The 25,172-nt window shown below is 62.1% G+C and carries 26 protein-coding genes; 22 read left to right on the forward strand and 4 right to left on the reverse strand.

Annotation, left to right across the window (positions count from 1 at the left end):
- The first annotated feature begins 118 nt into the window (after positions 1–118).
- Positions 119–649, forward strand: coding sequence for an RNA polymerase factor sigma-70 (locus tag JV241A_RS16150; RefSeq protein ID WP_115087968.1), 531 nt, complete (start codon positions 119–121; stop codon positions 647–649).
- Positions 650–709: 60 nt separating this feature from the next.
- On the opposite strand, the gene JV241A_RS16155 is transcribed toward JV241A_RS16150, so the two are convergent.
- Positions 710–1,723 (reverse strand): GNAT family N-acetyltransferase, encoded by a 1,014-nt coding sequence (locus JV241A_RS16155; RefSeq protein ID WP_115087969.1) that lies wholly within the window; start codon positions 1,721–1,723, stop codon positions 710–712.
- Between the two features lie 61 nt (positions 1,724–1,784).
- Positions 1,785–2,546, reverse strand: coding sequence for a transporter substrate-binding domain-containing protein (locus JV241A_RS16160; protein ID WP_134063505.1), 762 nt, complete (start codon positions 2,544–2,546; stop codon positions 1,785–1,787).
- A 207-nt stretch (positions 2,547–2,753) separates the two neighbouring features.
- Here JV241A_RS16160 and JV241A_RS16165 point away from each other — a divergent pair, with 207 nt between their 5' ends.
- Both JV241A_RS16165 and JV241A_RS16170 read left to right on the forward strand, forming a co-directional pair.
- Positions 2,754–3,305 (forward strand): exonuclease domain-containing protein, encoded by a 552-nt coding sequence (locus JV241A_RS16165; protein WP_115087970.1) that lies wholly within the window; start codon positions 2,754–2,756, stop codon positions 3,303–3,305.
- 71 nt (positions 3,306–3,376) lie between these two features.
- Positions 3,377–3,661, forward strand: a complete 285-nt coding sequence (locus JV241A_RS16170; RefSeq protein ID WP_010225980.1) for a pyrimidine/purine nucleoside phosphorylase — start codon at positions 3,377–3,379, stop codon at positions 3,659–3,661.
- A gap of 108 nt (positions 3,662–3,769) precedes the next feature.
- Here JV241A_RS16170 and JV241A_RS16175 read toward each other — a convergent pair whose 3' ends face one another.
- Entirely contained in the window at positions 3,770–4,459 is a 690-nt protein-coding gene (locus tag JV241A_RS16175) for an alpha/beta family hydrolase (protein WP_134063507.1), read from the reverse strand.
- A gap of 49 nt (positions 4,460–4,508) precedes the next feature.
- On the opposite strand from JV241A_RS16175, the gene ccoN (JV241A_RS16180) reads away from it, so the two are divergent.
- The 16 genes from ccoN (JV241A_RS16180) to JV241A_RS16255 all read left to right on the forward strand — a co-directional run bounded on the left by ccoN (JV241A_RS16180) (position 4,509) and on the right by JV241A_RS16255 (position 20,113).
- Entirely contained in the window at positions 4,509–5,933 is a 1,425-nt protein-coding gene (ccoN, locus tag JV241A_RS16180; protein ID WP_038996264.1) for a cytochrome-c oxidase, cbb3-type subunit I, read from the forward strand.
- 10 nt (positions 5,934–5,943) lie between these two features.
- Positions 5,944–6,552: a cytochrome-c oxidase, cbb3-type subunit II gene (ccoO, locus tag JV241A_RS16185; RefSeq protein ID WP_115087972.1), complete on the forward strand. Its 609-nt coding sequence runs from the start codon at positions 5,944–5,946 to the stop codon at positions 6,550–6,552.
- Positions 6,553–6,557: 5 nt separating this feature from the next.
- Positions 6,558–6,755, forward strand: a complete 198-nt coding sequence (locus JV241A_RS16190) for a CcoQ/FixQ family Cbb3-type cytochrome c oxidase assembly chaperone (RefSeq protein ID WP_115087973.1) — start codon at positions 6,558–6,560, stop codon at positions 6,753–6,755.
- Positions 6,752–7,699 (forward strand): cytochrome-c oxidase, cbb3-type subunit III, encoded by a 948-nt coding sequence (gene ccoP / locus JV241A_RS16195; RefSeq protein WP_115087974.1) that lies wholly within the window; start codon positions 6,752–6,754, stop codon positions 7,697–7,699. The genes JV241A_RS16190 and ccoP (JV241A_RS16195) overlap by 4 nt, the downstream gene beginning before the upstream one ends.
- 487 nt (positions 7,700–8,186) lie before the next feature.
- Positions 8,187–9,629, forward strand: a complete 1,443-nt coding sequence (gene ccoN, locus JV241A_RS16200; RefSeq protein ID WP_115087975.1) for a cytochrome-c oxidase, cbb3-type subunit I — start codon at positions 8,187–8,189, stop codon at positions 9,627–9,629.
- Complete coding sequence (gene ccoO, locus JV241A_RS16205; protein WP_115087976.1) at positions 9,629–10,237, forward strand: cytochrome-c oxidase, cbb3-type subunit II; 609 nt, start codon at positions 9,629–9,631, stop codon at positions 10,235–10,237. Before ccoN (JV241A_RS16200) ends, ccoO (JV241A_RS16205) begins: the two co-directional genes overlap by 1 nt.
- A 5-nt stretch (positions 10,238–10,242) precedes the next feature.
- Positions 10,243–10,440 carry a CcoQ/FixQ family Cbb3-type cytochrome c oxidase assembly chaperone gene (locus tag JV241A_RS16210; RefSeq protein ID WP_010225992.1) on the forward strand — a complete coding sequence of 66 codons (198 nt, stop codon included), beginning with the start codon at positions 10,243–10,245 and terminating at the stop codon, positions 10,438–10,440.
- Entirely contained in the window at positions 10,437–11,417 is a 981-nt protein-coding gene (ccoP, locus tag JV241A_RS16215; RefSeq protein ID WP_115087977.1) for a cytochrome-c oxidase, cbb3-type subunit III, read from the forward strand. The genes JV241A_RS16210 and ccoP (JV241A_RS16215) overlap by 4 nt, the downstream gene beginning before the upstream one ends.
- Positions 11,418–11,669: 252 nt before the next feature.
- On the forward strand, positions 11,670–13,085 hold the full coding sequence (gene ccoG / locus JV241A_RS16220; protein WP_115087978.1) for a cytochrome c oxidase accessory protein CcoG: 1,416 nt from the start codon (positions 11,670–11,672) through the stop codon (positions 13,083–13,085).
- Between the two features lie 12 nt (positions 13,086–13,097).
- Entirely contained in the window at positions 13,098–13,637 is a 540-nt protein-coding gene (locus JV241A_RS16225) for a FixH family protein (protein ID WP_115087979.1), read from the forward strand.
- A gap of 102 nt (positions 13,638–13,739) precedes the next feature.
- Positions 13,740–16,193, forward strand: coding sequence for a heavy metal translocating P-type ATPase (locus tag JV241A_RS16230; protein WP_134063509.1), 2,454 nt, complete (start codon positions 13,740–13,742; stop codon positions 16,191–16,193).
- Positions 16,194–16,205: 12 nt separating this feature from the next.
- On the forward strand, positions 16,206–16,418 hold the full coding sequence (gene ccoS / locus JV241A_RS16235) for a cbb3-type cytochrome oxidase assembly protein CcoS (protein ID WP_010225999.1): 213 nt from the start codon (positions 16,206–16,208) through the stop codon (positions 16,416–16,418).
- Positions 16,411–17,094: a sulfite exporter TauE/SafE family protein gene (locus JV241A_RS16240; RefSeq protein WP_010226000.1), complete on the forward strand. Its 684-nt coding sequence runs from the start codon at positions 16,411–16,413 to the stop codon at positions 17,092–17,094. The genes ccoS and JV241A_RS16240 overlap by 8 nt, the downstream gene beginning before the upstream one ends.
- An 83-nt stretch (positions 17,095–17,177) precedes the next feature.
- A complete protein-coding gene (gene hemN, locus JV241A_RS16245) occupies positions 17,178–18,560 on the forward strand; it encodes an oxygen-independent coproporphyrinogen III oxidase (protein WP_134063511.1) in 1,383 nt (460 codons plus the stop codon).
- 215 nt (positions 18,561–18,775) lie between these two features.
- A complete protein-coding gene (gene fnrA / locus JV241A_RS16250) occupies positions 18,776–19,510 on the forward strand; it encodes a Crp/Fnr family transcriptional regulator FnrA (protein ID WP_010226003.1) in 735 nt (244 codons plus the stop codon).
- A 54-nt stretch (positions 19,511–19,564) separates the two neighbouring features.
- The gene (locus tag JV241A_RS16255) at positions 19,565–20,113 is read left to right on the forward strand and encodes an adenine phosphoribosyltransferase (protein ID WP_115087983.1); all 549 of its coding nucleotides are present in this window, start codon (positions 19,565–19,567) and stop codon (positions 20,111–20,113) included.
- Positions 20,114–20,191: 78 nt separating this feature from the next.
- On the opposite strand, the gene recR is transcribed toward JV241A_RS16255, so the two are convergent.
- On the reverse strand, positions 20,192–20,794 hold the full coding sequence (gene recR, locus JV241A_RS16260) for a recombination mediator RecR (RefSeq protein WP_115087984.1): 603 nt from the start codon (positions 20,792–20,794) through the stop codon (positions 20,192–20,194).
- Between the two features lie 364 nt (positions 20,795–21,158).
- Here recR and JV241A_RS16265 point away from each other — a divergent pair, with 364 nt between their 5' ends.
- The 3 genes from JV241A_RS16265 to JV241A_RS16275 all read left to right on the forward strand — a co-directional run bounded on the left by JV241A_RS16265 (position 21,159) and on the right by JV241A_RS16275 (position 25,165).
- Complete coding sequence (locus JV241A_RS16265) at positions 21,159–21,704, forward strand: fimbrial protein (RefSeq protein WP_115087985.1); 546 nt, start codon at positions 21,159–21,161, stop codon at positions 21,702–21,704.
- 59 nt (positions 21,705–21,763) lie between these two features.
- Complete coding sequence (locus JV241A_RS16270; RefSeq protein WP_115087986.1) at positions 21,764–22,510, forward strand: fimbria/pilus periplasmic chaperone; 747 nt, start codon at positions 21,764–21,766, stop codon at positions 22,508–22,510.
- 186 nt (positions 22,511–22,696) lie between these two features.
- A complete protein-coding gene (locus JV241A_RS16275) occupies positions 22,697–25,165 on the forward strand; it encodes a fimbria/pilus outer membrane usher protein (protein ID WP_134063513.1) in 2,469 nt (822 codons plus the stop codon).
- Positions 25,166–25,172 lie beyond the last annotated feature (7 nt).

Here is a 25,172-nt window from a genome sequence, read left to right on the forward strand (position 1 = left end):
GAGACTTATTAACTTTCGCATTTGACAATAATTATCATTACGAATAGTTTGTCGCACGTCGTAGGAAGCCTCCGGATCTGGAGTGCTCCACTTCCCTCTTAGAGATAAGGTGATTTCCATGGCGGAACAACTATCCACAAGTAAGTGCGATTCACCGTTACTCCAGGCGTTTGTCGACAACCGTAGCATCCTCGTGAAGATTGCCGCACGCATCACCGGCTGCCACTCGCGGGCCGAAGATGTCGTTCAGGATGCTTTCTTCCGACTCAGCTCGGCGCCGCAGATCACTTCCTCGTTCAAGGCCCAGCTCAGCTACCTGTTCCAGATCGTGCGCAACCTGGCCATTGACCACTACCGCAAGCAGGCGATGGAGCTCAAGTATTCCGGCAGCGAAGAGGAGGGCCTGAATGTGGTCATCCAGGGCGCCTCGCCAGAAGCTACGCATACCAACTTCACCACCCTGGAACACATCGCCGAGGCCCTGAACGATCTGCCCCAACGCACCCGCTATGCCTTCGAGATGTACCGCCTGCATGGCGTACCGCAAAAGGACATCGCCAAGGAACTGGGCGTCTCGCCGACCCTGGTCAACTTCATGATTCGCGATGCCCTGGTGCATTGTCGCAAGGTCTCAAGCCAGAGGGCTTGAGAGCGGCAAGCTACAAGTTTCAAGCGGCAAGAGGGTGGTGATACCGCTTGCCGCTTGGGGTCAGAGCAACTTGCAACCTTCGAAAAACCGCTCCCTGCCCAGAATCATCAATGCCGCACGCTTGTGCGGAAAGTCGAACTCCTTCTCGCAATGAAAACACTGATCGTGCATGTAGCCGATCATCTTGCCGTTGTCCGCCCGCGGTTCAGCCACGACGCGCTGGGTGCGCGGGTCATCCAGGAACAGGTAATGCACCAGCGCTGACAACCAGCTGGCGACCTTGTGCGGCCCACGGTGCAGCTCTTCGCCCACCAGCATGTGAATGCCACGGTCGTAGTCATCCACCGCATAGAACGGCGCGATACGGTCTTCCTTGGCCCAGTAGGCTTCGAAGTAGGCGAAGGGCTGGTCATCGAAACAGCCGATCAGGGTCAGGCTGTGGGGATCGGCCTCAAGCTTGTTCAGGTACTCGCGGTGTTGCTCCAGGCTCCCGCCCTCCTGCCAGAAGTTCAGCACCCGCGGGTTGTTCTGCCAGCGATTGAAACGCTCCAGGTCCTGGTCGATTTCCAGGGTGCGCAGCGAGACCCAGGCACCCAAGCGCGCATCGAAGCGCCGATACACTTCGCCACGCGGCTTTGGCGCACGCCGAGGGTGTCGCTTGCCGTCGCTGATCTGCATCTGTTGCGGATAGACGCCCGCTAAGGGCTGGCCAAGCCAGGGCTGGGGCAGCTGCCAGAACAGGCTGCGCTCACACAAGTACTGGCCCTTCACCTGCGTGGCGATCAGCAAACCGCTGTTCAAGGCTTCCTGCGGCGGCTGATGCAGCTGCCAGGTCAGGCGCTGGCAGCCGGGATCACGGGCGAACAGCCAGTAGCAAACAGCCCACAGGGCCTGTTGCACACGGTCGCGGGCATGCTCTTCAAGCTGGACCTGCAAGGTTTCGCCGCGTTGCAGGCGCACACGCACCAACGGGCTGCCTTCGAGCACCAGGCTCAGGTGGCAATCACCTTCATCGGCGCTGAGGCTGCGCCAGCGAGGCAAGGACAAAGTCGGCGAAGCAGAATCGAATGGCATGATCTGGGCTCACAAGGGAATGATCGGCTCACCCTTGTGAACGTCGCCAGCCCAGGCAAATTTAGTCGGCCTTGGGGGTGCTGACGCTGATACGGTAAGGCTGGAATATTTTCAGCAACGCGCCCTTGTCACGCAGGGACTGCAACAGCCTGGCAAACTCCGCACCACTGATGGGCGCGTCGGGGCGCAACAGTGCGTAGTGATGGTAGACCTGATCGACGCGGTCGGACGCCAGCAACTGCTCGGCGCTTTGCGGGTTACGGACCAGAAAGTCACTGAAGTATGAACGGGTGACCAGGGCGATATCCGCGCGGCCGCGCTGGACCATCAGCAAATTGCTGTCATGGGAATAGGTCAGGGTCGCGTTGTAGGTATCGGCCAGGTACCTGGGGTCGGGATTGAAATCGGCAAAGGCGTAGTGGTAACCACTGTACAGCGCCAGGCGCTTGCCCTTGAGATCGGTGAAGTAGTTCTGGTCACGTCCAGGCTGGCGATGGGTGACGAAGACCTCGGCATCTTCCAGGCCCATGTCGACACTCACATGGGGGATCTGTTGCCAGCCCCATTCGGGATTCTCGAAGATCGCCATGTCGGTGCGGCCCTGCTGAAAGTCGCCGAAGCGCCGCGGGATGGACGTGGGTACCAGGATAAAGCGGTAACGCTGCTGGTTGTTGTTGAGCGCCTCGACCAGTTGCGGCAACAGGCCGGTATCGGCCCCCTGCTCCGGGCGCACGGTATAGGGAGGGAAATGCGCCGCCCCAACCTTGACCTCGATTTCTTCGGCCGCCCGGACCGACGGAAGCAGCCACATTGCGGCAAGCATTAACAGCAAGGACACCGTCTGTGGCATGGGCGTTGAACTCAAAGCAACACACTCTTTGCGGGTTTGAACCGGAATCTGCCTAAGCTAGGCGTTTTCAAGGCGTTGCACAACTGTCGGTTGTGCCAAGCACAGCAGGCAAAACGCCAGGGGATACCCGCCGCGCGCGAGTTTGGCTACGCTCTAACCAGTCTTGCATGGGAGCCTACTATGGGCCATTGGCTGGTGATCGACCTTGAAGCAACCACAGACGATGGCGGCTGGCCGGTCTCGGAGATGGAAATCATTGAAATCGGCGCGACCCTGGTCGACCGCCAGGGCAGGGAAGTTGGGCATTTCCAGCGTTTCGTGCGCCCGCGGCGGCGACCGCAACTGACCCCGTTCTGCCGCGAGCTGACCCACATCAGCCAGGCCAATGTCGACACGGCGGCAACCTTCGCCGAAGTCTGGGCGCAGTTCGAGCGCTGGCTCGGTCATCATGCCAAGCACCTGCAGGGCTGGGTCAGCTGGGGCGACTACGACCGTAAGCAACTGCTGCAGGAATGGCAGCAGTATCAGCTCGGCAGCCTGCTCGAGACCCTGCCGCACATCAACCTCAAGCAACGCTTCGCCAAAGCCCGCCAACTGCAGCGGCCGCTAGGCCTCAATGGCGCGCTGCAGCTGGCTGGCCTGCAGTTCAGTGGCCAGCAGCACCGGGCCCTGGAAGACGCACGCAACACCGCTCGCCTGCTGCCCCTGACCCTGCCGGCCAATGGCACCTGAAAGCGGATGACGGCGCTCCGGGCCTTGGGCATACTGGCCTGCCTTTTTAGCCCCTTTTTCAGGAGTCGCCCATGTTTAAAGTCAACGAGTACTTTGATGGCACGGTCAAGTCGATCGCTTTCGGCACCGCTGAAGGTCCGGCCACGGTTGGCGTGATGGCCCCGGGCGAATACGAGTTCGGCACTGCCCAGCGTGAAATCATGCATGTGGTGTCGGGTGCCCTGACCGTCAAACTGCCCGACAGCGACAACTGGGAAACCTTCAGCGCCGGCAGCCAGTTCAATGTGCCGGCCAACAGCAAGTTCCAGCTGAAGGTGGCGGTTGATACTGCTTACCTGTGCGAGTATCGCGGCTAAGCCTGAATCAGGCGCCGACCCCATCGCTGGCAAGCCAGCTCCCACAAGGATTGCGGTGAACAACTTGTGGGAACTGGCTTGCCAGCGATGGGCTGCGCAGCAGCCCCCTCACTTCAGAAACGCGACAATCCTGTCCGCCGCCGTCGCCAGATGATCGGCATGGCTGAACCCCGAAGCCTTCAGCGGCTTCAGGTCATGATCCCCCGCCTGCAGCCAGCACAGTTCGATCGCTGACGACAGCTCGTACCCCTCCACCGTCTGCCGATTGCCCAGGGCATCGCGTTCACCCTGAATGATCAACGTCGGTGTCTTCAGTTCAGCCAGGTGCGCCACCCGCGGCTTTTCCGGTTTCCCCGCTGCATAAAACGGATAGCCCAGGCACACCAGCGCATCAGCCTCCAACTCGTCAGCCAGGATGCTGGCCATGCGTCCGCCCATGGACTTGCCGCCAATGGCCAATGGCCCAGTGACCAATGGTCGCACCTGCGCGTACACCTCACGCCAGCAGTCCAGCAACTTTGCCTGCGGATTTGGCGGCCTTTTGCCACCATCCGTGCGCCGCTGGGCCATGTAGGGAAACTCGAAGCGCAGCACCCCCAGCCCTTGCTCCGCCAGCCTTTGCGCCATTTCCTGCATGAACCCGCTATCCATCGGCGCACCGGCGCCATGGGCCAGGATCAGGCACCCCGAATGCTGGCCATCCCCCTGATTTTGCGGGGCATTCCACAGCCAGCCGCGGCTTTCGACCAGCCGCGCCCATTGATCCCCGTCAATACCGGCCAGTTGCCCATTACTCATGCTTGCCTCGCTGTTTAGTCTGCCTATAACCGTGGATGGGAACCCATACATGAACACAACCAGCAGTACCGCCTACAACTACAAGGTGGTCCGCCAATTCGCCATTATGACGGTGGTGTGGGGAATCGTCGGGATGGGGCTCGGCGTTTTTCTCGCCGCGCAACTCGTCTGGCCTTCGCTCAACTTCGACCTCCCCTGGACCAGCTTCGGCCGCCTGCGACCGCTGCACACCAACGCGGTGATCTTCGCCTTCGGTGGTTGCGCACTGTTCGCCGCTTCCTATTATTCGGTCCAGCGCACCTGCCAGACCACCCTGTTCTCGCCACGCCTGGCAGCTTTCACTTTCTGGGCCTGGCAACTGGTGATCCTGCTGGCTGCCATCAGCCTGCCGCTGGGTTATACCAGCTCCAAGGAATACGCCGAACTGGAATGGCCGATCGACATCCTGATCACCATTGTCTGGGTGGCCTACGCCGTGGTGTTCTTCGGCACGCTGATGAAGCGCACCACCAAGCACATTTATGTCGGTAACTGGTTCTTCGGTGCGTTCATCATCACCGTGGCGATCCTGCACATCGTCAACAACCTGGAAATCCCGGTCAGCCTGACCAAGTCCTACTCGCTGTACGGTGGCGCCACCGACGCCATGGTCCAGTGGTGGTACGGCCACAACGCCGTAGGCTTCTTCCTGACCGCCGGCTTCCTCGGCATGATGTACTACTTCGTGCCGAAACAGGCCGAGCGTCCGGTGTATTCCTATCGCCTGTCGATCGTGCACTTCTGGGCGCTGATCACCCTGTACATCTGGGCAGGTCCCCACCACCTGCACTACACCGCCCTGCCCGACTGGGCGCAATCGCTGGGCATGATCATGTCGCTGATCCTCCTGGCGCCAAGCTGGGGCGGCATGATCAACGGCATGATGACCCTCTCGGGCGCCTGGCATAAGCTGCGCAGCGACCCGATCCTGCGTTTCCTCGTGGTGTCCCTGGCGTTCTACGGCATGTCGACCTTCGAAGGCCCGATGATGGCGATCAAGACCGTCAACGCCCTGTCGCACTACACCGACTGGACCATCGGCCACGTCCACGCCGGCGCCCTCGGTTGGGTCGCGATGATCTCGATCGGCGCCCTGTATCACATGATCCCGAAAGTCTTCGGCCGCGAGCAGATGTACAGCCTCGGCCTGATCAACGCGCACTTCTGGCTGGCGACCATCGGCACCGTGCTCTACATCGCCTCGATGTGGGTCAACGGCATCGCCCAGGGCCTGATGTGGCGCGCAGTCAACGAAGACGGCACGCTGACCTACTCCTTCGTCGAAACCCTGGTGGCCAGCCACCCTGGCTTCATCGTGCGCTTCGTCGGCGGGGCGATCTTCCTCACCGGCATGCTGCTGATGGCGTACAACACCTGGCGCACCGTGCGTGCCCCGGTGGCCGCGACCGCCCCTGCCGCCGCGCAGCTGGCCTGAGGAGACCCTGATGAAACACGAAGTAATCGAGAAGAACGTCTTCCTGCTGGTGCTGTTGATGGTGTTTGCCGTCAGCATCGGCGGCCTGACCCAGATCGTCCCGCTGTTCTTCCAGGACGTCACCAACAAGCCGGTCGAGGGCATGAAGCCCTACACCGCGCTGCAACTGGAAGGCCGCGACGTCTACATCCGTGAAGGCTGCGTGCAGTGCCACTCGCAGATGATCCGGCCGTTCCGTGCCGAGACCGAGCGTTATGGCCACTACTCGGTAGCCGGTGAAAGCGTCTGGGACCACCCGTTCCTCTGGGGTTCCAAGCGTACCGGCCCGGACCTGGCCCGCGTTGGCGGCCGCTACTCCGATGACTGGCACCGTGCGCACCTGTACAACCCGCGCAACGTCGTGCCCGAGTCGAAGATGCCGGCCTACCCATGGCTGGTCGCCAACCCGGTCGACAGCAGCCACACCGAGACCAAGCTGCGCACCATGCGCACCCTCGGCGTGCCGTACACCGACGCCGACATCAGCGGCGCGGTGGAGTCGCTCAAGGGCAAGACCGAAATGGACGCGCTGGTCGCCTACCTGCAGGTGCTCGGCACCGCGATCAAGAACAAGAGGTAAGCGCCATGGACTTCACACTGGATATCGGCCAGCTACGAGGCCTGGGCACCCTGCTGGTGGCCATCGCCTTCATCGGCCTGTCGCTGTGGGTGTTCAACGGCCGGCGTGACCGTGAATTCGCCGAAGCCAGCCTGCTGCCATTCGCCGACGAGCGCCTGGCACCTGCCGCCAACGAACCCGAACCGAGGAGTAACGGGCAATGACCACCTTCTGGAGTACGTACATCTGCGTACTGACCATCGGTAGCCTGATCGGCCTGACCTGGCTGCTGCTGGGCACCCGCAAGGGCGAAACCAAAGGCACCACCGACCAGACCATGGGCCACAGCTTCGACGGCATCGAGGAGTACGACAACCCGCTGCCCAAGTGGTGGTTCTGGCTGTTCGTCGGCACCCTGGTGTTTTCGGTCGGCTACCTGATCCTCTATCCGGGCCTGGGCAACTGGAAAGGCATCCTGCCCGGTTATGAGGACGGCTGGACCCAGACCAACGAATGGCAAAAGGAAATGAACAAGGCCGACGCCAAGTTCGGACCGATCTTCGCCAAGTTCGCCGCCATGCCGGTGGAGGAAGTGGCCAAGGATCCCCAGGCGCTGAAAATGGGCGGCCGTCTGTTCGCCTCCAACTGCGCGGTCTGCCACGGCTCGGACGCCAAGGGTGCCTACGGCTTCCCTAACCTCACCGACAAGGACTGGCGCTGGGGCGGCGATCCGGAAACCATCAAGGCCTCGATCATGGGTGGTCGTCACGGGGTGATGCCAGCCTGGGCCGAAGTGATTGGCGAGCAAGGCGTTGCCGACGTGGCCGCGTTCGTCCTGACCAACCTCGATGGCCGCACTCTGCCGAAGGAAGCCAAGGCCGACCCTGCCAACGGCGAGAAGCTGTTCGCGACCAACTGCGTGGCCTGCCACGGCCCGCAAGGCAAGGGCACCCCGGCCATGGGCGCACCGGACCTGACCCACCCGACCGCGTTCATCTACGGTTCGAGCTTCGCCCAACTGCAGCAGACCATCCGTTACGGCCGCCAGGGCCAGATGCCTGCCCAGGAAGCGATCCAGGGTAACGACAAGGTCCACCTGCTGGCCGCCTATGTCTACAGCCTGTCCCAGGAGGAACCTGCCCAAGGCGAAACCCTGTCTGCCAAGTAAAACGATTGAGTAACTGAGCCTTGACTCAAACCGCCGCATCGGCACCCGATGCGGCGGTTCCCTTCGCCCCTTGCGACCAAGTGTCGCACCCCGCCCTGCCCACGCCTTGCACCCCCCTCGATCACAACTAAGCTTGTTGCCACAGCGACTGAAACAGCCGGCGCGCTTGCACCTTTTTGGGGCATTTTTCGTCAGCGGTTCTGCGCAAAGGCTGATGGGGCCGACTCAAGCGCCGATGTGCGAGTGATCAACGGCACTGAGCAAGCGTTCGGCAGAAGCCTTTGCCTTAGACGAAAAATCAAATTTTGGTACACATATCAACTAATTAATTGTGTACAATTTGCCCGCCGAAAAGGCTCGAAACCGCTGTGGAGCAGGCGTTGGCAAGGATCGGCGCGGGCGCCATCGCGTTGCAATAACCACACGGTTTATACATACTTGCGCCGATTTTTACCCTATAAAAACACCCAAACCGTGGAACCTTAGAATGAGCACAGCAATCAGTCCGACTGCTTATAACTATAAGGTCGTCCGCCAGTTCGCCATCATGACGGTGGTCTGGGGGATCCTTGGCATGGGGCTTGGTGTCTTCATCGCCTCGCAACTGGTCTGGCCCCAGCTTAACCTGGACCTGCCGTGGACGAGCTTCGGACGCCTTCGCCCGCTGCACACCAACCTGGTGATCTTCGCCTTCGGTGGTTGTGCACTGTTTGCCACTTCCTACTATGTCGTGCAGCGAACCTGCCAGACGCGACTGATTTCCGACAGCCTCGCGGCCTTCACCTTCTGGGGTTGGCAAGCGGTGATCGTCGGCGCGCTCGTGACCTTGCCGCTGGGCTACACCACGACCAAGGAATACGCAGAGCTGGAATGGCCGATCGCCATTTTGCTGGCCATTGTCTGGGTCACCTACGGTGTGGTGTTCTTCGGCACCATCGTCAAGCGCAAGACCAAACACATCTATGTGGGCAACTGGTTCTACGGCGCCTTCATCGTGGTCACCGCGATGCTGCACATCGTCAACCACGCCTCCTTGCCGGTCAGCCTGTTCAAGTCCTACTCGGCTTATTCGGGTGCCACCGATGCGATGATCCAGTGGTGGTATGGCCACAACGCCGTGGGCTTCTTCCTGACCACCGGCTTCCTGGGCATGATGTACTACTTCGTGCCGAAACAGGCCGAGCGCCCGATCTACTCCTATCGCCTGTCGATCGTGCACTTCTGGGCACTGATCACCCTGTACATCTGGGCAGGTCCCCACCACCTGCACTACACCGCCCTGCCGGACTGGGCGCAGTCGCTGGGCATGGCCATGTCGATCATCCTTCTGGCGCCAAGCTGGGGCGGCATGATCAACGGCATGATGACCCTCTCGGGCGCCTGGCATAAGCTGCGCACCGACCCGATCCTGCGCTTCCTGGTGGTATCGCTGGCGTTCTACGGCATGTCGACCTTCGAAGGGCCGATGATGGCGATCAAGACCGTCAACTCGCTGTCGCACTACACCGACTGGACCGTTGGCCACGTACACGCCGGCGCCCTCGGCTGGGTCGCGATGATCTCGATCGGCGCCCTGTACCACATGATTCCGAAGGTCTACGGCCGCGAGCAGATGCACAGCACCGGCCTGATCAACGCACACTTCTGGCTGGCGACCATCGGTACCGTGCTGTACATCTCCTCGATGTGGGTCAACGGCATCACCCAGGGCCTGATGTGGCGTGCAATCAACGACGACGGCACCCTCACCTACTCCTTCGTCGAAGCCCTGCAAGCCAGCCACCCGGGCTTTATCGTCCGCGCCCTGGGCGGTGCGTTCTTCGCCTCCGGCATGCTGCTGATGGCTTACAACGTCTTCCGTACCGTACGCGCCTCGAAGCCGGCCGAAGCTGAAGCCGCCGCTCAGATCGCTGTAGTTGGAGCTCACTGATGAAGCATGAAGTAGTCGAGAAGAATATCGGCCTGCTGGCCTTCTTCATGGTCATCGCCGTGAGCATCGGCGGCCTGACCCAGATCGTCCCGCTGTTCTTCCAGGACGTCACCAACAAGCCGGTCGAGGGCATGAAGCCACGTACCGCGCTGGAACTCGAAGGCCGCGACATCTACATCCGCGAAGGCTGCGTGCAGTGCCACTCGCAGATGATCCGGCCGTTCCGCGCCGAAACCGAACGCTACGGCCACTATTCGGTCGCGGGCGAAAGCGTCTGGGATCACCCGTTCCTGTGGGGTTCCAAGCGTACCGGCCCGGACCTGGCCCGCGTCGGCGGTCGTTACTCCGACGACTGGCACCGTGCTCACCTGTACAACCCGCGCAACGTCGTGCCCGAGTCGAAGATGCCGGCCTACCCGTGGCTGGTAGAGAACAAGCTCGACGACAAGGACACGGTGAAGAAGATGGAAGTCCTGCGCACCCTCGGCACGCCGTACACCGATGAAGACATCGCCGGTGCCCGCGACGCGGTCAAGGGCAAGACTGAAATGGACGCCCTGGTTGCCTACCTGCAAGGCCTGGGCACCATCATCAAAAGCAAACGGTGACATTGATGGATATCGGGATGATTCGTGGCTTGGGCACCGTCGTAGTGATGGTGGCCTTTATCGGCCTGGCGTTGTGGGTGTTCAGTTCTCGGCGCAAGTCCGAGTTCGACGAAGCGACCATGCTGCCCTTCGCGGATGATCCCGAAGCCAGCAAGCACGTCGAGCAAGCGCAAGCGAAAGCGTCTAGGAGTAACAACGAATGACTACCTTCTGGAGTCTGTACGTCACCGTTTTGAGTCTGGGCACCATCTTCGCCCTGACCTGGCTGCTGCTGTCCACCCGCAAGGGCCAGCGCAGCGAAACCACCGAAGAAACCGTGGGCCACGCCTACGACGGCATCGAGGAGTACGACAACCCGCTGCCAAAATGGTGGTTCATGCTGTTCGTCGGTACCATCGTTTTTGCCCTGGGCTACCTGGTGCTGTACCCGGGCCTGGGTAACTGGAAAGGCCTGCTGCCGGGCTACCAGTACCTGGACAACGACAAGAAAACCGAGTTCGCCAACGGCCAGGCCGGCTGGACCGGCGTGCACGAGTGGGAGAAGGAAATGGCCCGCTCGGACGCCAAGTTCGGGCCGATCTTCGCCAAATTCGCCTCGATGCCCATTGAAGAAGTGGCCAAAGACCCGCAAGCGCTGAAGATGGGTGGCCGTCTGTTCGCCTCCAACTGCTCGGTGTGCCACGGCTCCGACGCCAAGGGCTCCTACGGCTTCCCCAACCTCACCGACAACGACTGGCGTTGGGGTGGCGAGCCGGAAACCATCAAGGCCACCATCATGGGCGGTCGTCACGGCGTGATGCCGGCCTGGGCCGAAGTGATCGGCGAGCAAGGCGTTGCCGACGTGGCCGCTTACGTGCTGACCAACCTCGATGGCCGCACCCTGCCCAAGGACGCCAAAGCCGATCCGGCCAACGGCCAGAAGCTGTTTGCCACCAACTGCGTGGCCTGCCACGGCCCTGAAGGCAAGGGCACCCCGGCCATGGGTGCGCCTGACCTGACCCACCCGACCGCGTTCATCTACGGGTCGAGCTTCGCCCAACTGCAGCAGACCATCCGTTACGGCCGCCAGGGCCAGATGCCTGCCCAGGAAGCGATCCAGGGCAACGACAAGGTCCACTTGCTGGCGGCCTATGTCTACAGTCTGTCGCACCAGCCTGAGAAAACCGCTGAAGCGAAGTAATTCGCCCAGCTGGCAAAAGCCCCGGCAGTAAAACTGCCGGGGCTTTTTTATAGACCCCCGCCCCTAGCCATGATCTGCGTCAATTGACACGGGCCAATACACTATTACCTGCGATTCCCCAACGCGGCCAAAGGTCGCACCCCTCCCCCCTACCGGCAACACAGGCGTATCATGCGCCCTAGAGCAGCAAGCTTCCGACTGCGGCCGGCATGTACTGGCCGCGGCACTTCACCACTGCCGTGGGACTCAATGATGAGCAAGCAGATTCCGGTACATGACGTCACCCCGCCTGCCAGTAAAGACAACAGCAGCGTCGATCTCTACGCCTCCCGAGAAAAGATCTACACCCGCGCCTTCACCGGCGTGTTCCGCAACCTGCGCATGGTCGGCGGCGCCGTCCTGTTCCTGCTGTACTTCGGCACGGTATGGCTGAACTGGGGCGGTCACCAGGCCGTCTGGTGGAACCTGCCGGAGCGCAAGTTCTACATTTTCGGCACCACCATCTGGCCCCAGGATTTCATCCTGCTCTCGGGGCTGTTGATCGTCGCCGCCTTCGGCCTGTTCTTCATCACCGTCTACGCTGGCCGCGTCTGGTGCGGCTACACCTGCCCGCAAAGCGTGTGGACCTGGATCTTCATGTGGTGCGAGAAAGTCACTGAAGGTGACCGCAACCAGCGCATGAAGCTCGACAAGGCCCCGATGAGCGGCAACAAGTTCCTGCGCAAGCTGGCCAAGCACAGCCTGTGGCTGAGCATCGGCTTTGTCACCGGCATGACCTTCGTCGGCTACTTCTCGCCGATCCGTGAGCTGGTGATTGAGTTCTTCACCGGCCAGGCCGACGGCTGGGCCTACTTCTGGGTCGGTTTCTTCACCCTGGCCACCTACGGCAATGCCGGCTGGCTGCGCGAGCAGGTGTGTGTGTACATGTGCCCGTATGCGCGCTTCCAGAGCGTGATGTTCGACAAGGACACCCTGATCGTTTCCTACGATCCGCGCCGTGGCGAAACCCGCGGCCCGCGCAAGAAAGACCTCGACTACAAGGCCAAGGGCCTGGGTGACTGCATCGACTGCACCATGTGCGTACAGGTGTGCCCGACCGGCATCGACATCCGTGACGGCCTGCAGATCGAGTGCATCGGCTGCGCCGCCTGCATCGATGCCTGCGACACCATCATGGACAAGATGAACTACCCCAAAGGCTTGATCAGCTACACCACCGAGCACAACCTGTCGGGGCAGAAAACCCACATGGTGCGTCCGCGCCTGATCGGCTATGCCGTAGTCCTGCTGGCGATGATCGGCCTGCTGGCCAGCGCCTTTGTCATGCGTTCGCTGGTCGGATTCGACGTCAGCAAGGACCGCGTGCTGTACCGTGAGAACGCCCAGGGGCGGATCGAGAACGTCTACAGCCTGAAGGTCATGAACAAGGACCAGCGCGATCACGTCTACGTGCTCGAGGCCGGTGGCCTGCCTGACCTCAAACTTGAAGGCGCACGGGAAATCCGCGTCGCCGCCGGCGACATCGTCAGCCTGCCGGTACAACTGTCGATGGCCCCGGAACAACTGCCGTCGACCACCAACGAAGTCATCTTCACCCTCAAGGACGCTGACGACAGCGCCACCCAGGTTGAAGCCAAGAGCCGCTTCATCGGCCCGCAAATTCGATAAGAGACTGAGCCCATGCCTTCTGCAACTGCCGCTAGCCCCTGGTACAAGCACCTCTGGCCGTGGATCATCATCGGGGTGCTGGCCACCTCGGTGACCCTCAGCCTGACCATGGTGACCATTGCGGTGAACAACCCGGACAACCTGGTCAACGACAACTACTACGAGGCCGGCAAAGGCATCAACCGCTCGCTGGACCGTGAACTGCTGGCCCAGACCCTCAACCTCAAGGCCAGCGTGCACCTGGACGAGCTGACCGGCGAAGTCGACCTGCGCCTGACCGGCAACAGCCAGCCGCAGACCCTGGAACTGAACCTGATCTCGCCGACCCAGCCGGAGAAAGACCGCAAGATCGTCCTGACCCGCAGCGACAGCGAAGCCGGTCGCTACCTCGGCCAGCTCAGCGACAAGGTCGAAGGCCGGCGCTTCGTCGAGCTGCTGGGCAGCCAGGATGAGCATGTCTGGCGTCTGTTCGAGGAAGAAGAAGTCGCCCACGACAAGACCCTGGTTCTCGGTGACGAGGCTCTGCAAGGGGCTGAACACCTGGAAAAATGAGTCGCCCCTATCGCTGGCAAGCCAGCTCCCACAGGTTGCACTATCCCTGTGGGAGCTGGCTTGCCAGCGATGCGGCCACCCTAAAAATCTGCGACGACTACCATGACCAGCCCCACGCCCTGCTACCACTGCGCCCTGCCCGTGCCTGCCGGCAGCCACTTCACCGCCGTGGTGCTTGGCCAGCCGCGGGCGTTCTGCTGCCCGGGCTGCCAGGCGGTGGCCGAAGCCATCGTCGCCGGCAACCTGGAAAGCTATTACCAGCACCGCAGTGAAGCCAGCGCCAACCCTGACGCCCTGCCTCAGCAACTGGTCGACGAACTGGCTCTTTACGACCGCGCCGACGTGCAAAAACCCTTTGTCCGTCACAGCGGCGAGCTGGCCGAAACCACTCTGCTGATCGAAGGCATCAGTTGTGCCGCCTGCGGCTGGCTGATCGAGAAACACCTGCGCAACCTTCCCGCCGTGGCCGAGGCGCGGCTGAACCTGTCCAATCACCGCCTGCAGGTGAGCTGGGCCGACAGCCAGTTGCCGCTCTCGAAACTGCTCGCCGAGCTGCGCCATATCGGCTACGCCGCTCACCCCTACCAGGCCGATCGCGCCGCCGAACAGTTGGCCAGCGAAAACCGCACAGCCCTGCGCCAGTTGGGCGTCGCCGGGCTGTTATGGTTCCAGGCAATGATGGCAACCATGGCCACCTGGCCGGAATTCAACATCGACCTGAGCCCTGAGTTGCACACCATCCTGCGCTGGGTGGCGATGTTCCTCACCACGCCGATCGTGTTCTACAGCTGCGCGCCGTTCTTTCGCGGCGCCGCCCGCGACCTGCGCACCCGCCACCTGACCATGGACGTTTCGGTGTCACTGGCCATCGGCCTGGCCTACGGCGCCGGGATCTGGACCGCGATCACCGGCAGCGGCGAGTTGTACTTCGACGCGGTGGGCATGTTTGCCCTGTTCCTGCTGGCCGGGCGCTATCTTGAACGCCGCGCCCGCGAACGCACTGCCGCCGCCACCGCGCAACTGGTCAACCTGCTGCCGGCCTCGTGCCTGCGCCTGGGCGCGGCCGGGCAGAGCGAGCGGATCCTGCTCAGCGAGCTGCGCCTGAAGGACTGCGTGCTGATCCAGCCAGGTCATGTGATCCCCGCCGACGGGCGTATTGTCAGCGGCCAGTCGAGCATCGACGAATCGCTGCTGACCGGCGAATACCTGCCGCAACCACGCAGTGCCGGCGACGCAGTCACCGCTGGCACCCTGAACGTCGAAAGCGCGCTGACCGTCGAGGTCCAGGCCCTGGGCCAGGACACCCGCCTCTCGGCCATCGTGCGCCTGCTGGAACGGGCACAGTCGGAAAAGCCGCGCCTGGCGGAAATCGCCGACCGTGCCTCGCAATGGTTCTTGCTGTTCACCCTGATCGCCTCCGCCGCCATCGGCCTGCTCTGGTGGCAGATCGACCCGGCGCGGGCGTTCTGGATCGTCCTGGCCATGCTGGTTGCCACCTGCCCCTGCGCCCTGTCGCTGGCCACCCCAACCGCGCTGACCGCCGCCACCGGCACCCTGCACAAGCTCGGCCTGCTGCTGACCCGCGGCCATGTACTGGAAGGCCTGAACCAGATCGACACGGTGATCTTCGACAAGACCGGCACCCTCACCGAAGGCCGCCTGACCCTGCGGGCGATTCGCCCCTTGAGCGATACCGATGCCGACCGCTGCCTGATGCTCGCCGCGGCACTCGAGAACCGCTCCGAGCACCCCATCGCCCGCGCGTTTGGCCGCGCCAGCCAGGCCGCTGAAGAGGTCCAGGCAGTGCCCGGCCTGGGCTTGGAAGGCCAAGTCGGCGGGCAGCGCCTACGCATCGGCGAAGCGGGCTTCGCCTGCGCCCTCAGTGGCACCACCGCACCGGCAATGCCGGACGAAGCCGGGCAATGGTTGCTGCTCGGTGACCAGCGAGGCCCGCTGGCCTGGTTCGTCCTCGACGACCGCCTGCGCAGCGACGCTGCCGACCTGTTGGCTGCCTGCCGTGCCCGTGGCTGGCAAACCCTGCTGTTGTCCGGCGACAGCTCGCCGATGGTCCAGAGCGTGGCTGCCGAACTGCAGATCGACCAGGCCATCGGTGGCCTGCGCCCGGACGACAAACTGGAAAAACTCAAGGCCCTGCAACAGCAAGGGCGCAAGGTGCTGATGCTGGGCGACGGGGTCAATGATGTGCCGATACTCGCGGCTGCCGATATCAGCATCGCCATGGGCTCGGCCACCGATCTCGCCAAGACCAGTGCCGACGCGGTGCTGTTGTCCAACCGCCTGGACGCCCTGGTCCAGGCCTTCAGCCTGGCCCGCCGCACCCGGCGGATCATTATCGAGAACCTGCTGTGGGCCACGGCGTATAATGGCGTCATGCTGCCGTTTGCCGCGCTGGGCTGGATCACGCCAATCTGGGCGGCGGTCGGCATGTCGGTCAGTTCGCTGATCGTGGTCCTCAATGCCCTGCGCCTGACCCGCGCCAGCGGCTTGCCGGCCAGCCATGCGCCAGCCACTGCCACGCATCCCGCGACGGCCTGACCAGGAGCCTCCATGCCCGCGCTTTACATCATGATCCCGGCCGCCCTGCTGATCGTCGCCATCGCCATCTACATCTTCTTCTGGGCAGTGGACAGCGGCCAGTACGATGACCTCGACGGCCCGGCCCACAGCATCCTGTTCGACGACCAGGACCCGCAGCACCAGGCTGCCATGGACGAGGCCGACGGCAAGAAACCCGACGACGGTACGCCGCCTCGTGACTGAACTTCTACCCCTGCTCAGCTCCGCCTTGATCCTCGGCCTGCTCGGTGGCGGCCACTGCCTGGGCATGTGCGGCGGCCTGATGGGCGCGCTGACCCTGGCCATCCCCAAGGAACAACGCAGCCGCCGCTTTCGCCTGCTGCTGGCCTACAACCTGGGGCGCATCCTCAGTTACGCCCTGGCCGGCCTGTTGCTCGGCCTGGCCGGCTGGGCGGTGGCCAACAGCCCGGTGGCGACCGCCATGCGCGTATTGGCAGCGCTGCTGCTGATCAGCATGGGCCTGTACCTGGCCGGCTGGTGGAGCGGCCTGACCCGCATCGAAGGCCTGGGTCGAGGCCTGTGGCGGCATATCCAACCCGTGGCCAACCGCCTGCTGCCGGTTTCCAGCCTGCCGCGCGCGCTGCTGCTTGGCGCCCTGTGGGGCTGGCTGCCGTGCGGGCTGGTGTACAGCACCCTGCTCTGGGCGGCGAGCCAGGGCAATGCCGCCGACAGCGCACTGCTGATGCTGGCCTTCGGCCTTGGCACCTGGCCGGTGCTGCTCGCCACCGGCCTCGCCGCCGAACGCACCAGCGCCCTGCTGCGCCAGCGTGGCGTGCGCATTGCCGGCGGTGTGCTGGTGATGCTCTTCGGCCTGTGGACCCTGCCGGGCCCGCACCAACACTGGCTGATGGGCCACTGAAGCGGCGTTGATACAAATCAACACGGGTTTGCCCCGCGCTCCCTAGACTCCGGACACTGCTGCTCTTTCTGGGGACTGCCCGCATGCTCGACGTTCTTCGTTGGGACTCCGACCTGATTCGCCGCTACGACCTGGCCGGCCCACGCTACACCTCCTACCCGACCGCGGTGCAACTGCACAGCGAAGTCGGCTCCTTCGACCTGCTGCACGCCCTGCGTGACAGCCGTCGCGCCGTACGCCCACTGTCGATCTATGTGCATGTGCCGTTCTGCGCCAACATCTGCTACTACTGCGCCTGCAACAAGGTCATCACCAAGGACCGTGGCCGCGCCGCGCCCTACCTGCAGCGCCTGGAGCAGGAAATCCAGCTGATCGCCTGTCACCTGGACCCCAAGCAGACCGTCGAGCAACTGCACTTTGGCGGCGGCACCCCGACCTTTCTCAGCCACGTCGAACTGCGCCAGCTGATGGCCCACCTGCGCCAGCATTTCAACCTGCTGGACGACGACTCCGGCGACTACGGCATCGAGATCGACCCGCGCGAGGCCGACTGGTCGACCATGGGCCTGCTCCGTGAACTGGGCTTCAACCGCGTCAGCCTCGGCGTGCAGGACCTCGACCCGCTGGTGCAACGGGCGATCAACCGCCTGCAGAGCCTGGAGCAGACCCGGGCGATCATCGAAGCCGCGCGCACCCTGCAGTTTCGCTCGATCAACCTCGACCTGATCTACGGCCTGCCCAAGCAAACACCGGAAGGCTTCGCCCGCACCGTCGAAGAAGTCATCAAGCTGCAACCGGACCGCCTCTCGGTGTTCAACTACGCCCACCTGCCGGAGCGCTTCATGCCCCAGCGGCGTATCGACAGCGCTGACTTGCCGGCCCCGGCGGCAAAACTGGAAATGCTCCACAACACCATCGAGCAACTGACGGCCGCCGGCTACGTGTACATCGGCATGGACCACTTCGCCCTGCCGGACGACGAATTGGCGATTGCCCAGGAAGAGTCGACCCTGCAGCGCAATTTCCAGGGCTACACTACTCATGGCCATTGCGACCTGATCGGCCTCGGGGTCTCGGCAATCAGCCAGATCGGCGACCTCTACTGCCAGAACAGCAGCGACCTCACCACCTACCAGGACACCTTGTCCACGGCCCAGCTGGCCACCAGCCGCGGGCTGATCTGCACCGAGGATGATCGCTTGCGCCGGGCGGTGATCCAGCAGTTGATCTGCCATTTCGAACTGGATTTCGAGACCATCGAACGGGCCTTCACCATCGATTTTCGCGGCTACTTCAAGGACCAGTGGCCCGCCCTGCAGGCCATGCACAAGGACGGGCTGATCGAGCTGAGTAACGTGGGCATCAAAGTACTGCCGGCCGGGCGGCTGCTGGTGCGTTCGGTGTGCATGGTGTTCGACGCCTACCTGGACCTGCACAACCGTCAGCGCTTTTCCCGCGTGATCTGATACTGAGGTTTTTTGTCGCAGTTTTCTCTGGCTTCGCCCAATAAAACCGGGGCCAAGCAGCGCTCAGAGGCTCTACAGCGCACAGGCTGTAAGCCTCACCGTCTATAGATGGCATCCTTGCGCCTGCCGACGACACAATCGTCCAAGCTGGCCGAAACACCCTGCCCTGGGTTACCCTTACGGCTTATGTGTGCATTCCCACAAGGATTGAAGAAATGTCCGAGCCAGTCAAACTGCGCCCCCACAACCAGGCCCATTGCAAGGATTGCAGCCTGGCGCCTCTGTGCCTGCCCTTGTCGCTGAACTTGGAAGACATGGATGCACTGGATGAAATCGTCAAACGCGGGCGTCCGCTGAAAAAAGGCGAGTTTCTGTTCCGCCAGGGCGACAATTTCGGCTCGGTCTATGCCGTGCGCTCCGGCGCCCTGAAAACCTTCAGCCTGAGCGACAGTGGCGAAGAACAGATCACCGGCTTCCACCTGCCCAGCGAACTGGTCGGCCTGTCGGGCATGGACACCGAGGCCTACCCGGTGTCGGCCCAGGCCCAGGAAACCACGTCGGTCTGCGAAATCCCCTTTGAACGCCTGGATGAGCTGTCGGTGCAACTGCCACAGCTGCGCCGCCAGTTGATGCGGGTGATGAGCCGCGAAATCCGCGACGATCAGCAGATGATGCTGCTACTGTCGAAAAAGACCGCCGATGAGCGCATCGCCACCTTCCTGGTCAACCTCTCGGCGCGCTTCCGTGCCCGTGGCTACTCGGCCAACCAGTTCCGCCTGAGCATGTCGCGCAACGAGATCGGCAACTACCTGGGCCTGGCAGTGGAAACTGTCTCGCGGGTGTTCACGCGCTTCCAGCAGAACGGCCTGATCCAGGCCGAAGGCAAGGAAATCCATATCCTTGACCCGATCCAGCTGTGCGCCCTGGCCGGTGGTTCGCTGGAAAGCTGACCCCTCGGATAACAGGTATACTGGCGGGCATTCGTTTTTCAGGATACCCGCCTCATGCCCAGCGCCACTTTCGACCTTAAAGCCCTCATCCGCCCGGTACCGGACTTCCCCAAGCCTGGCGTGATCTTTCGCGACATCACCCCGCTGTTCCAGTCACCGCGGGGCTTGCGCCATGTCGCCGATGCCTTTATCGAACGCTACGTCGAAACCGAATTCAGCCATATCGGGGCCATGGATGCGCGCGGCTTTCTGATCGGCTCGATCATCGCCCACCAGTTGAACAAACCGCTGATCCTGTTTCGCAAGCAAGGCAAGCTGCCGGCCGATGTACTCGCCGAAGGCTACCAGACCGAATACGGCGAAGCCTTCCTCGAAGTGCACGCCGACAGCCTCTGCGAAGGCGACTCTGTGCTGATTTTCGATGACCTGATCGCCACCGGCGGCACCTTGCTGGCCGCCACCAAGCTGGTGCGGCGCATGGGTGCGCAGGTGTTCGAGGCAGCGGCGATCATCGATCTGCCGGAGCTGGGCGGCTCGCAGCGCCTGAATGAGGCGGGTGTACCGACCTTTTGCCTGACCGAGTTCTCGCTGAGCGAGTATTGACAGCATCGCGGGGCAAGCCCGCCCCCACAGGCTGAGGTTCTGTGGGAGCGGGCTTGCCCCGCGAATAAAGAGCCTGGATTACAGCGAGATCGGTTTGCGCCCGGCGAACGAATGCGCCAGGGTCCCGCCATCGACCAGCTCCAGCTCACCGCCCAAGGGCACGCCGTGGGCGATACGTGAAGCGACCAGGCCCTTGTCGGCCAGCAACTGGGCGATGTAATGGGCGGTCGCTTCACCTTCCACCGTCGGGTTGGTAGCCAGGATCACTTCGGTAAAGCTGCCCTGCTCTTCGATTCGCGCCATCAGTTGCGGAATGCCAATGGCTTCCGGGCCCAGGCCATCCAGCGGCGACAGATGCCCCTTGAGCACGAAGTAGCGGCCGCGATAACCGGTTTGCTCAACGGCATAGACGTCCATCGGACCTTCCACCACGCACAACAGTGTGTCGTCACGCCGCAGGTCGGAGCATTGCGGGCACAGTTCCTGCTCGGTCAGGGTCCGGCATTGGCGGCAGTGCCCGACGCCCTCCATGGCCTGGTTCAAGGCCTGGGCCAAACGAGTCCCCCCACTGCGATCACGCTCAAGTAGCTGCAAGGCCATGCGCTGGGCGGTTTTCTGGCCGACACCAGGCAAGATGCGCAATGCGTCGATCAGCTGTCGGATAAGCGGGCTGAAACTCATGGGAAAAGGCCTTGATGCAAGTGAAGGCGGTTTATACCTGCCAGACTGGCCAACGTCAAATCTTACAGACATTTAGATTAGCATCGTAAGAAGATAATATTTCTATTTCTTAAGCAGGAACATTACCTACATAACATACAGCAATTGGCACACCTTCAAACACCTGCAGAAGCACACCCCATCTAAAGACTCCCAATCGTACAGCATCCGGCTAAATCCTCCCGTTGCCACCACCCTCTTTCCTACATCCAGCTAATCAAATAAACCGCATAATTTCCCGGCGTTAAAAAACAAGTAAATATGCCTCCACAACAACTCACTTACTTATTAACGCACAACCTTTATCAATCTAGCTGGAAAACAAATGAACAAACGTACTTTGGGCTTTGCACTGTCTTTACCGCTGCTGGCCGGTATCAGCCTCCATGCCCAGGCAACTGATGGACAGATCGAATTCACCGGCAGTATCTCGGGCACCACCTGCACCATCAACGGCGGCCCTGGCGGCCAGAACTTCACCGTCCCCATGAGCCCGGCGCACACCAGCGAGTTCTCAGGGGCCGGCAGCATTGCCCAGCCTCGCACCTTCGAGATCTCCCTGACCAACTGTGCCGCCGGTAGCGGCGGACAGGTAGACATCGAGTTCCTGGGAGGCGCCCTGGTGCAAAACGGCCGCCTGAACATGGATGCCGGCCCTGCCAGCGCAACCAACGTGCAGTACCAACTGCTCAACCAACAAGGCGGACAGATCATTATCGGCGGGCCAACCGGTTCGCAGAACACCATTCCGGTTGACCTTGAAGACGGCGCGGCAACCCTGCGCTACACCAGCCAGTACTACGCCACTGCCGCAACGGTCACCCCGGGTGCCGCCAACTCCCGTGTTCAGTACCTGATCAATCTCCCGTAATGAACCGGCAGGCGCGCTCAGCGCGCCTGCTACCCCTAATCAGGTCGGATTTCGCATTCATGACTCGCTTTTTCCCCTCCCTGCTGACGGCCCTCGCGCTACTGGCGGCCAGTGTGCCCGTGCATGCCAGCGTTGTAATTACCGGTACCCGCATCATCTTTGCGGCTCAAGAGCGCGAAGCCACCGTCAACCTTGTCAACAATGGCAAAGACCCCAGCCTGGTCCAGGTCTGGGTAGACGATGGCGATACTCGTGCCGCGCCCGAGACCATCCAGGTGCCGTTTACCGTGACGCCAGTGCTGGCCCGTGTCGAACCTGCACAAGGGCAAAGTATTCGCCTGCTGCATACCGGCAGTCCAATGGCCAGTGATCGAGAGTCGCTGTTCTGGTTCAACATGCTTGAGGTTCCGCCAAAAACCAAGGACAGCAATGTCCTGCAACTGGCCTTCCGTACCCGTATCAAGCTGCTGTACCGCCCGCAGGGCCTGCCGGGCAAGGCCGAGGACGCACCGGCCCTGGTGACCTGGCACCGAGCGCCTGGACAAGACGGCAAGCCTGAAACGCTGGTTGGCCGTAACCCGTCGGCCTACTACGTCAATCTCGGTGAAATAAAAATTGAATATAACGGCAAGTCGACTTCACTGGGCACGGGCTACATTGCGCCTTATTCACTGGGACACTTCATATCCTCGTCACCTGTCAACCCGCGCTCAACGGTCAACTTCACCAGTATCAACGACTACGGCGCCGGGAATAACCATAACCAACTATTGAGCTCTACGCCTGCCAGTACTCCATCCCCTTAGCCCACTCTCCCTCCTCGACACTCCGGGCGTTCTCGAAGTTTTCGTGCGTGCCCAAGTTTAATATTGGCACCCCTGAAAATGACTTTAATATCATTACACTTTCGCTCGCCCCGAAAAAAATCAGTCTCAACAATAAGCCGATTATCTGTTGGTCTGTCCGGTTTGTTGTCATGGCACGTTTCGGTCATGGCCGACACCGCCTTATCCGCGCAGGTTGAATTTGAACCGGCATTCCTGGGCAACGGCAGTAACCTGCCCGTGGACCTGTCGCGCTTCGAGCGGCGCAACGTCGCAAGCCCTGGAATCTACAATGTGGACGTTGTGGTCAACGACGAGTGGCACGGGCGCTTCAACCTCAGTTTCAAGGCCCGGCCTGGTAACGAAGAAGCCCTGGCCTGTTTCGACAATGCCCTGCTAGAGCGTCTCGGCCTGGATAGCAGCAAGTTTTACCCGCACGCGCAACAGCAACTTTCTGCCGCCGAGGCCTGCATACCCATCGACGGAGCACTGGACGATGCCAGCAGCCGCCTGGACTTTGCCAACCAGCGCCTGTACTTGTCGGTGCCGCAAATCGCGGTCAAACGCAGCGCCCGCGAAACGGTGGACCCGTCACAATGGGACAGCGGCATAACAGCGGGTTTTCTCGATTACAACCTCAACACCTACGGCACCCAGCATCGCAGCCAGGGCAATTTTCGCCAGACCTACCTGGGGCTCGGTGCCGGGCTCAATATCGGGCCGTGGCGCCTGCGCCATGATGGTTCGCTGAACTGGAGCGACCAAGGCCAGCAGCGCTACCAGAGCATTGCCAGCTATGCCCAACGTGATATCACCCCCTGGCGCTCGCAACTGACACTGGGTGAAAGCTACACCTCGGGCGGGCTGTTCGATTCGTTGAGCTACACCGGCATACGCCTGGCCAGCGACGATCGCATGCTGCCCGCCTCGCTGCGCGGCTATGCACCAGTGGTGCGCGGTATCGCCAGCAGTAACGCACGAGTGCTGATCCGACAACGCGGTGTAACCCTGCACGAAACCACCGTCGCACCGGGCGCATTCGAAATCGATGACTTGTATGCAACCGGCTACGGCGGCGACCTGGAGGTCACAGTGACCGAGGCGGACGGCCGCGAACATAGTTTCTCCGTGCCTTACGCCGCCGTTCCGTTGTCCTTGCGCGCCGGTGCCAGCCGCTACAGTGCAACGCTGGGCACCTTGCGCAACCAGCAACTGAACAGCGACCCGGTGTTCGTCGAAGGCACCTGGCAATATGGCCTGAACAACCTGGTCAGCACCTACAGCGGTATGACCCTGGCATCCGGGTATGGCTCAGCCTTGCTCGGTGGTAGCCTGAACACTGAGCTGGGTGCGTTCGGCGCCGACCTTACCCAGGCCCGTACCCACCTGCCCGGGCTTGGCAGTCAGCAAGGCCAGAGCCTGCGCCTGAGCTACGCAAAGACCCTGAGCGAAACCGACACGCAGATCGCCCTGGCCACCTATCGCTACTCCACCCGCGGCTTCTATGGCCTGGAGGACGCCCAGCTCAGCCGCCAGTTCCTGCGCGATGCCGGCGATCAGCGCTACCAGCGCCATCGCAGCCGCACCACCCTGTCACTAGCCCAACCGTTGGCACTAAATTACGGCCAACTGCACCTGAGCGCCTCGGCGTCGAGCTACTGGGACCATGCCGGCAGTGATCTGAGCTACTCGATCGGCTATAGCAATCACTACAAGACCCTGGGCTACACCCTCAGCAGTACTCGGGAACGTGACCGCTTCGGGCGCGCCGGCAACACCCTCTATCTGAGCCTGTCCCTACCACTGGGCAGCGAGCGTGTGCGCAGCCTCAGCAGCAGTATTTCCAGGGACAGCAACGGCAACAGCCGGGCCCAGGCCACCCTTACGGGCGCCACCAGTGACGATCAGCACCTGAGCTACGGCATCACCGCCAGCCAGGACCGCCATCATGGCCAGAACAACCATACACTCAGCAGCAACCTACTCTATCGCGGCTCGGCCGCCGAGCTCAGCGGTTCACTCAGCCAGGGACGGCACACTTCGCAAGCCTCGCTTGGCCTGCGCGGCGCCATCGTCGCCCATGCCGACGGTTTAACCTTGTCGCAACCCTTGAGTGAAACCTTCGGCCTGATTCACGCCAAAGACGCCGATGGCGCACGAGTCACCTCCGGCACCGCGCTGAAAGTCGACAGCAGTGGCTATGCCGTAGTACCAAACCTTACGCCTTACCGGCGCAACACGGTTGCCATCGACCCCAAGGGGCTGTCGACCGACGTCGAGTTGCAATCGAGCAGCCAGCAGACCGTGCCGCGGGCCGGCGCCATTCCACTGCTGGTATTCCAGACCCGCTCCGGGCGTTCGGCCGTTATCCACGCCCGCCAGGTCGATGGCCAGCCATTGCCGTTTGGCGCAGCGGTGGTGGATACCGACGGCAATGAATTGGGTGCCGTCGGACAAGGCAGCCAACTGTTCGCCCGCGGCCTTCAGGATGAAGGTGAAATCATCGTGCGCTGGGACAACGGCTCGACAGGCAATTGCCGGATTACCTATGCCCTGCCCGCCGCCGCGAAAAAAACTGCGGGCGCCGCGCCGCAAAACATTCAGTCCGTTTGCCTTGCAACGCCAGCCCACCCTTGAACCGTCG

This window comes from Pseudomonas sp. JV241A (assembly GCF_900275665.1).
Classification (GTDB): domain Bacteria; phylum Pseudomonadota; class Gammaproteobacteria; order Pseudomonadales; family Pseudomonadaceae; genus Aquipseudomonas; species Aquipseudomonas wadenswilerensis.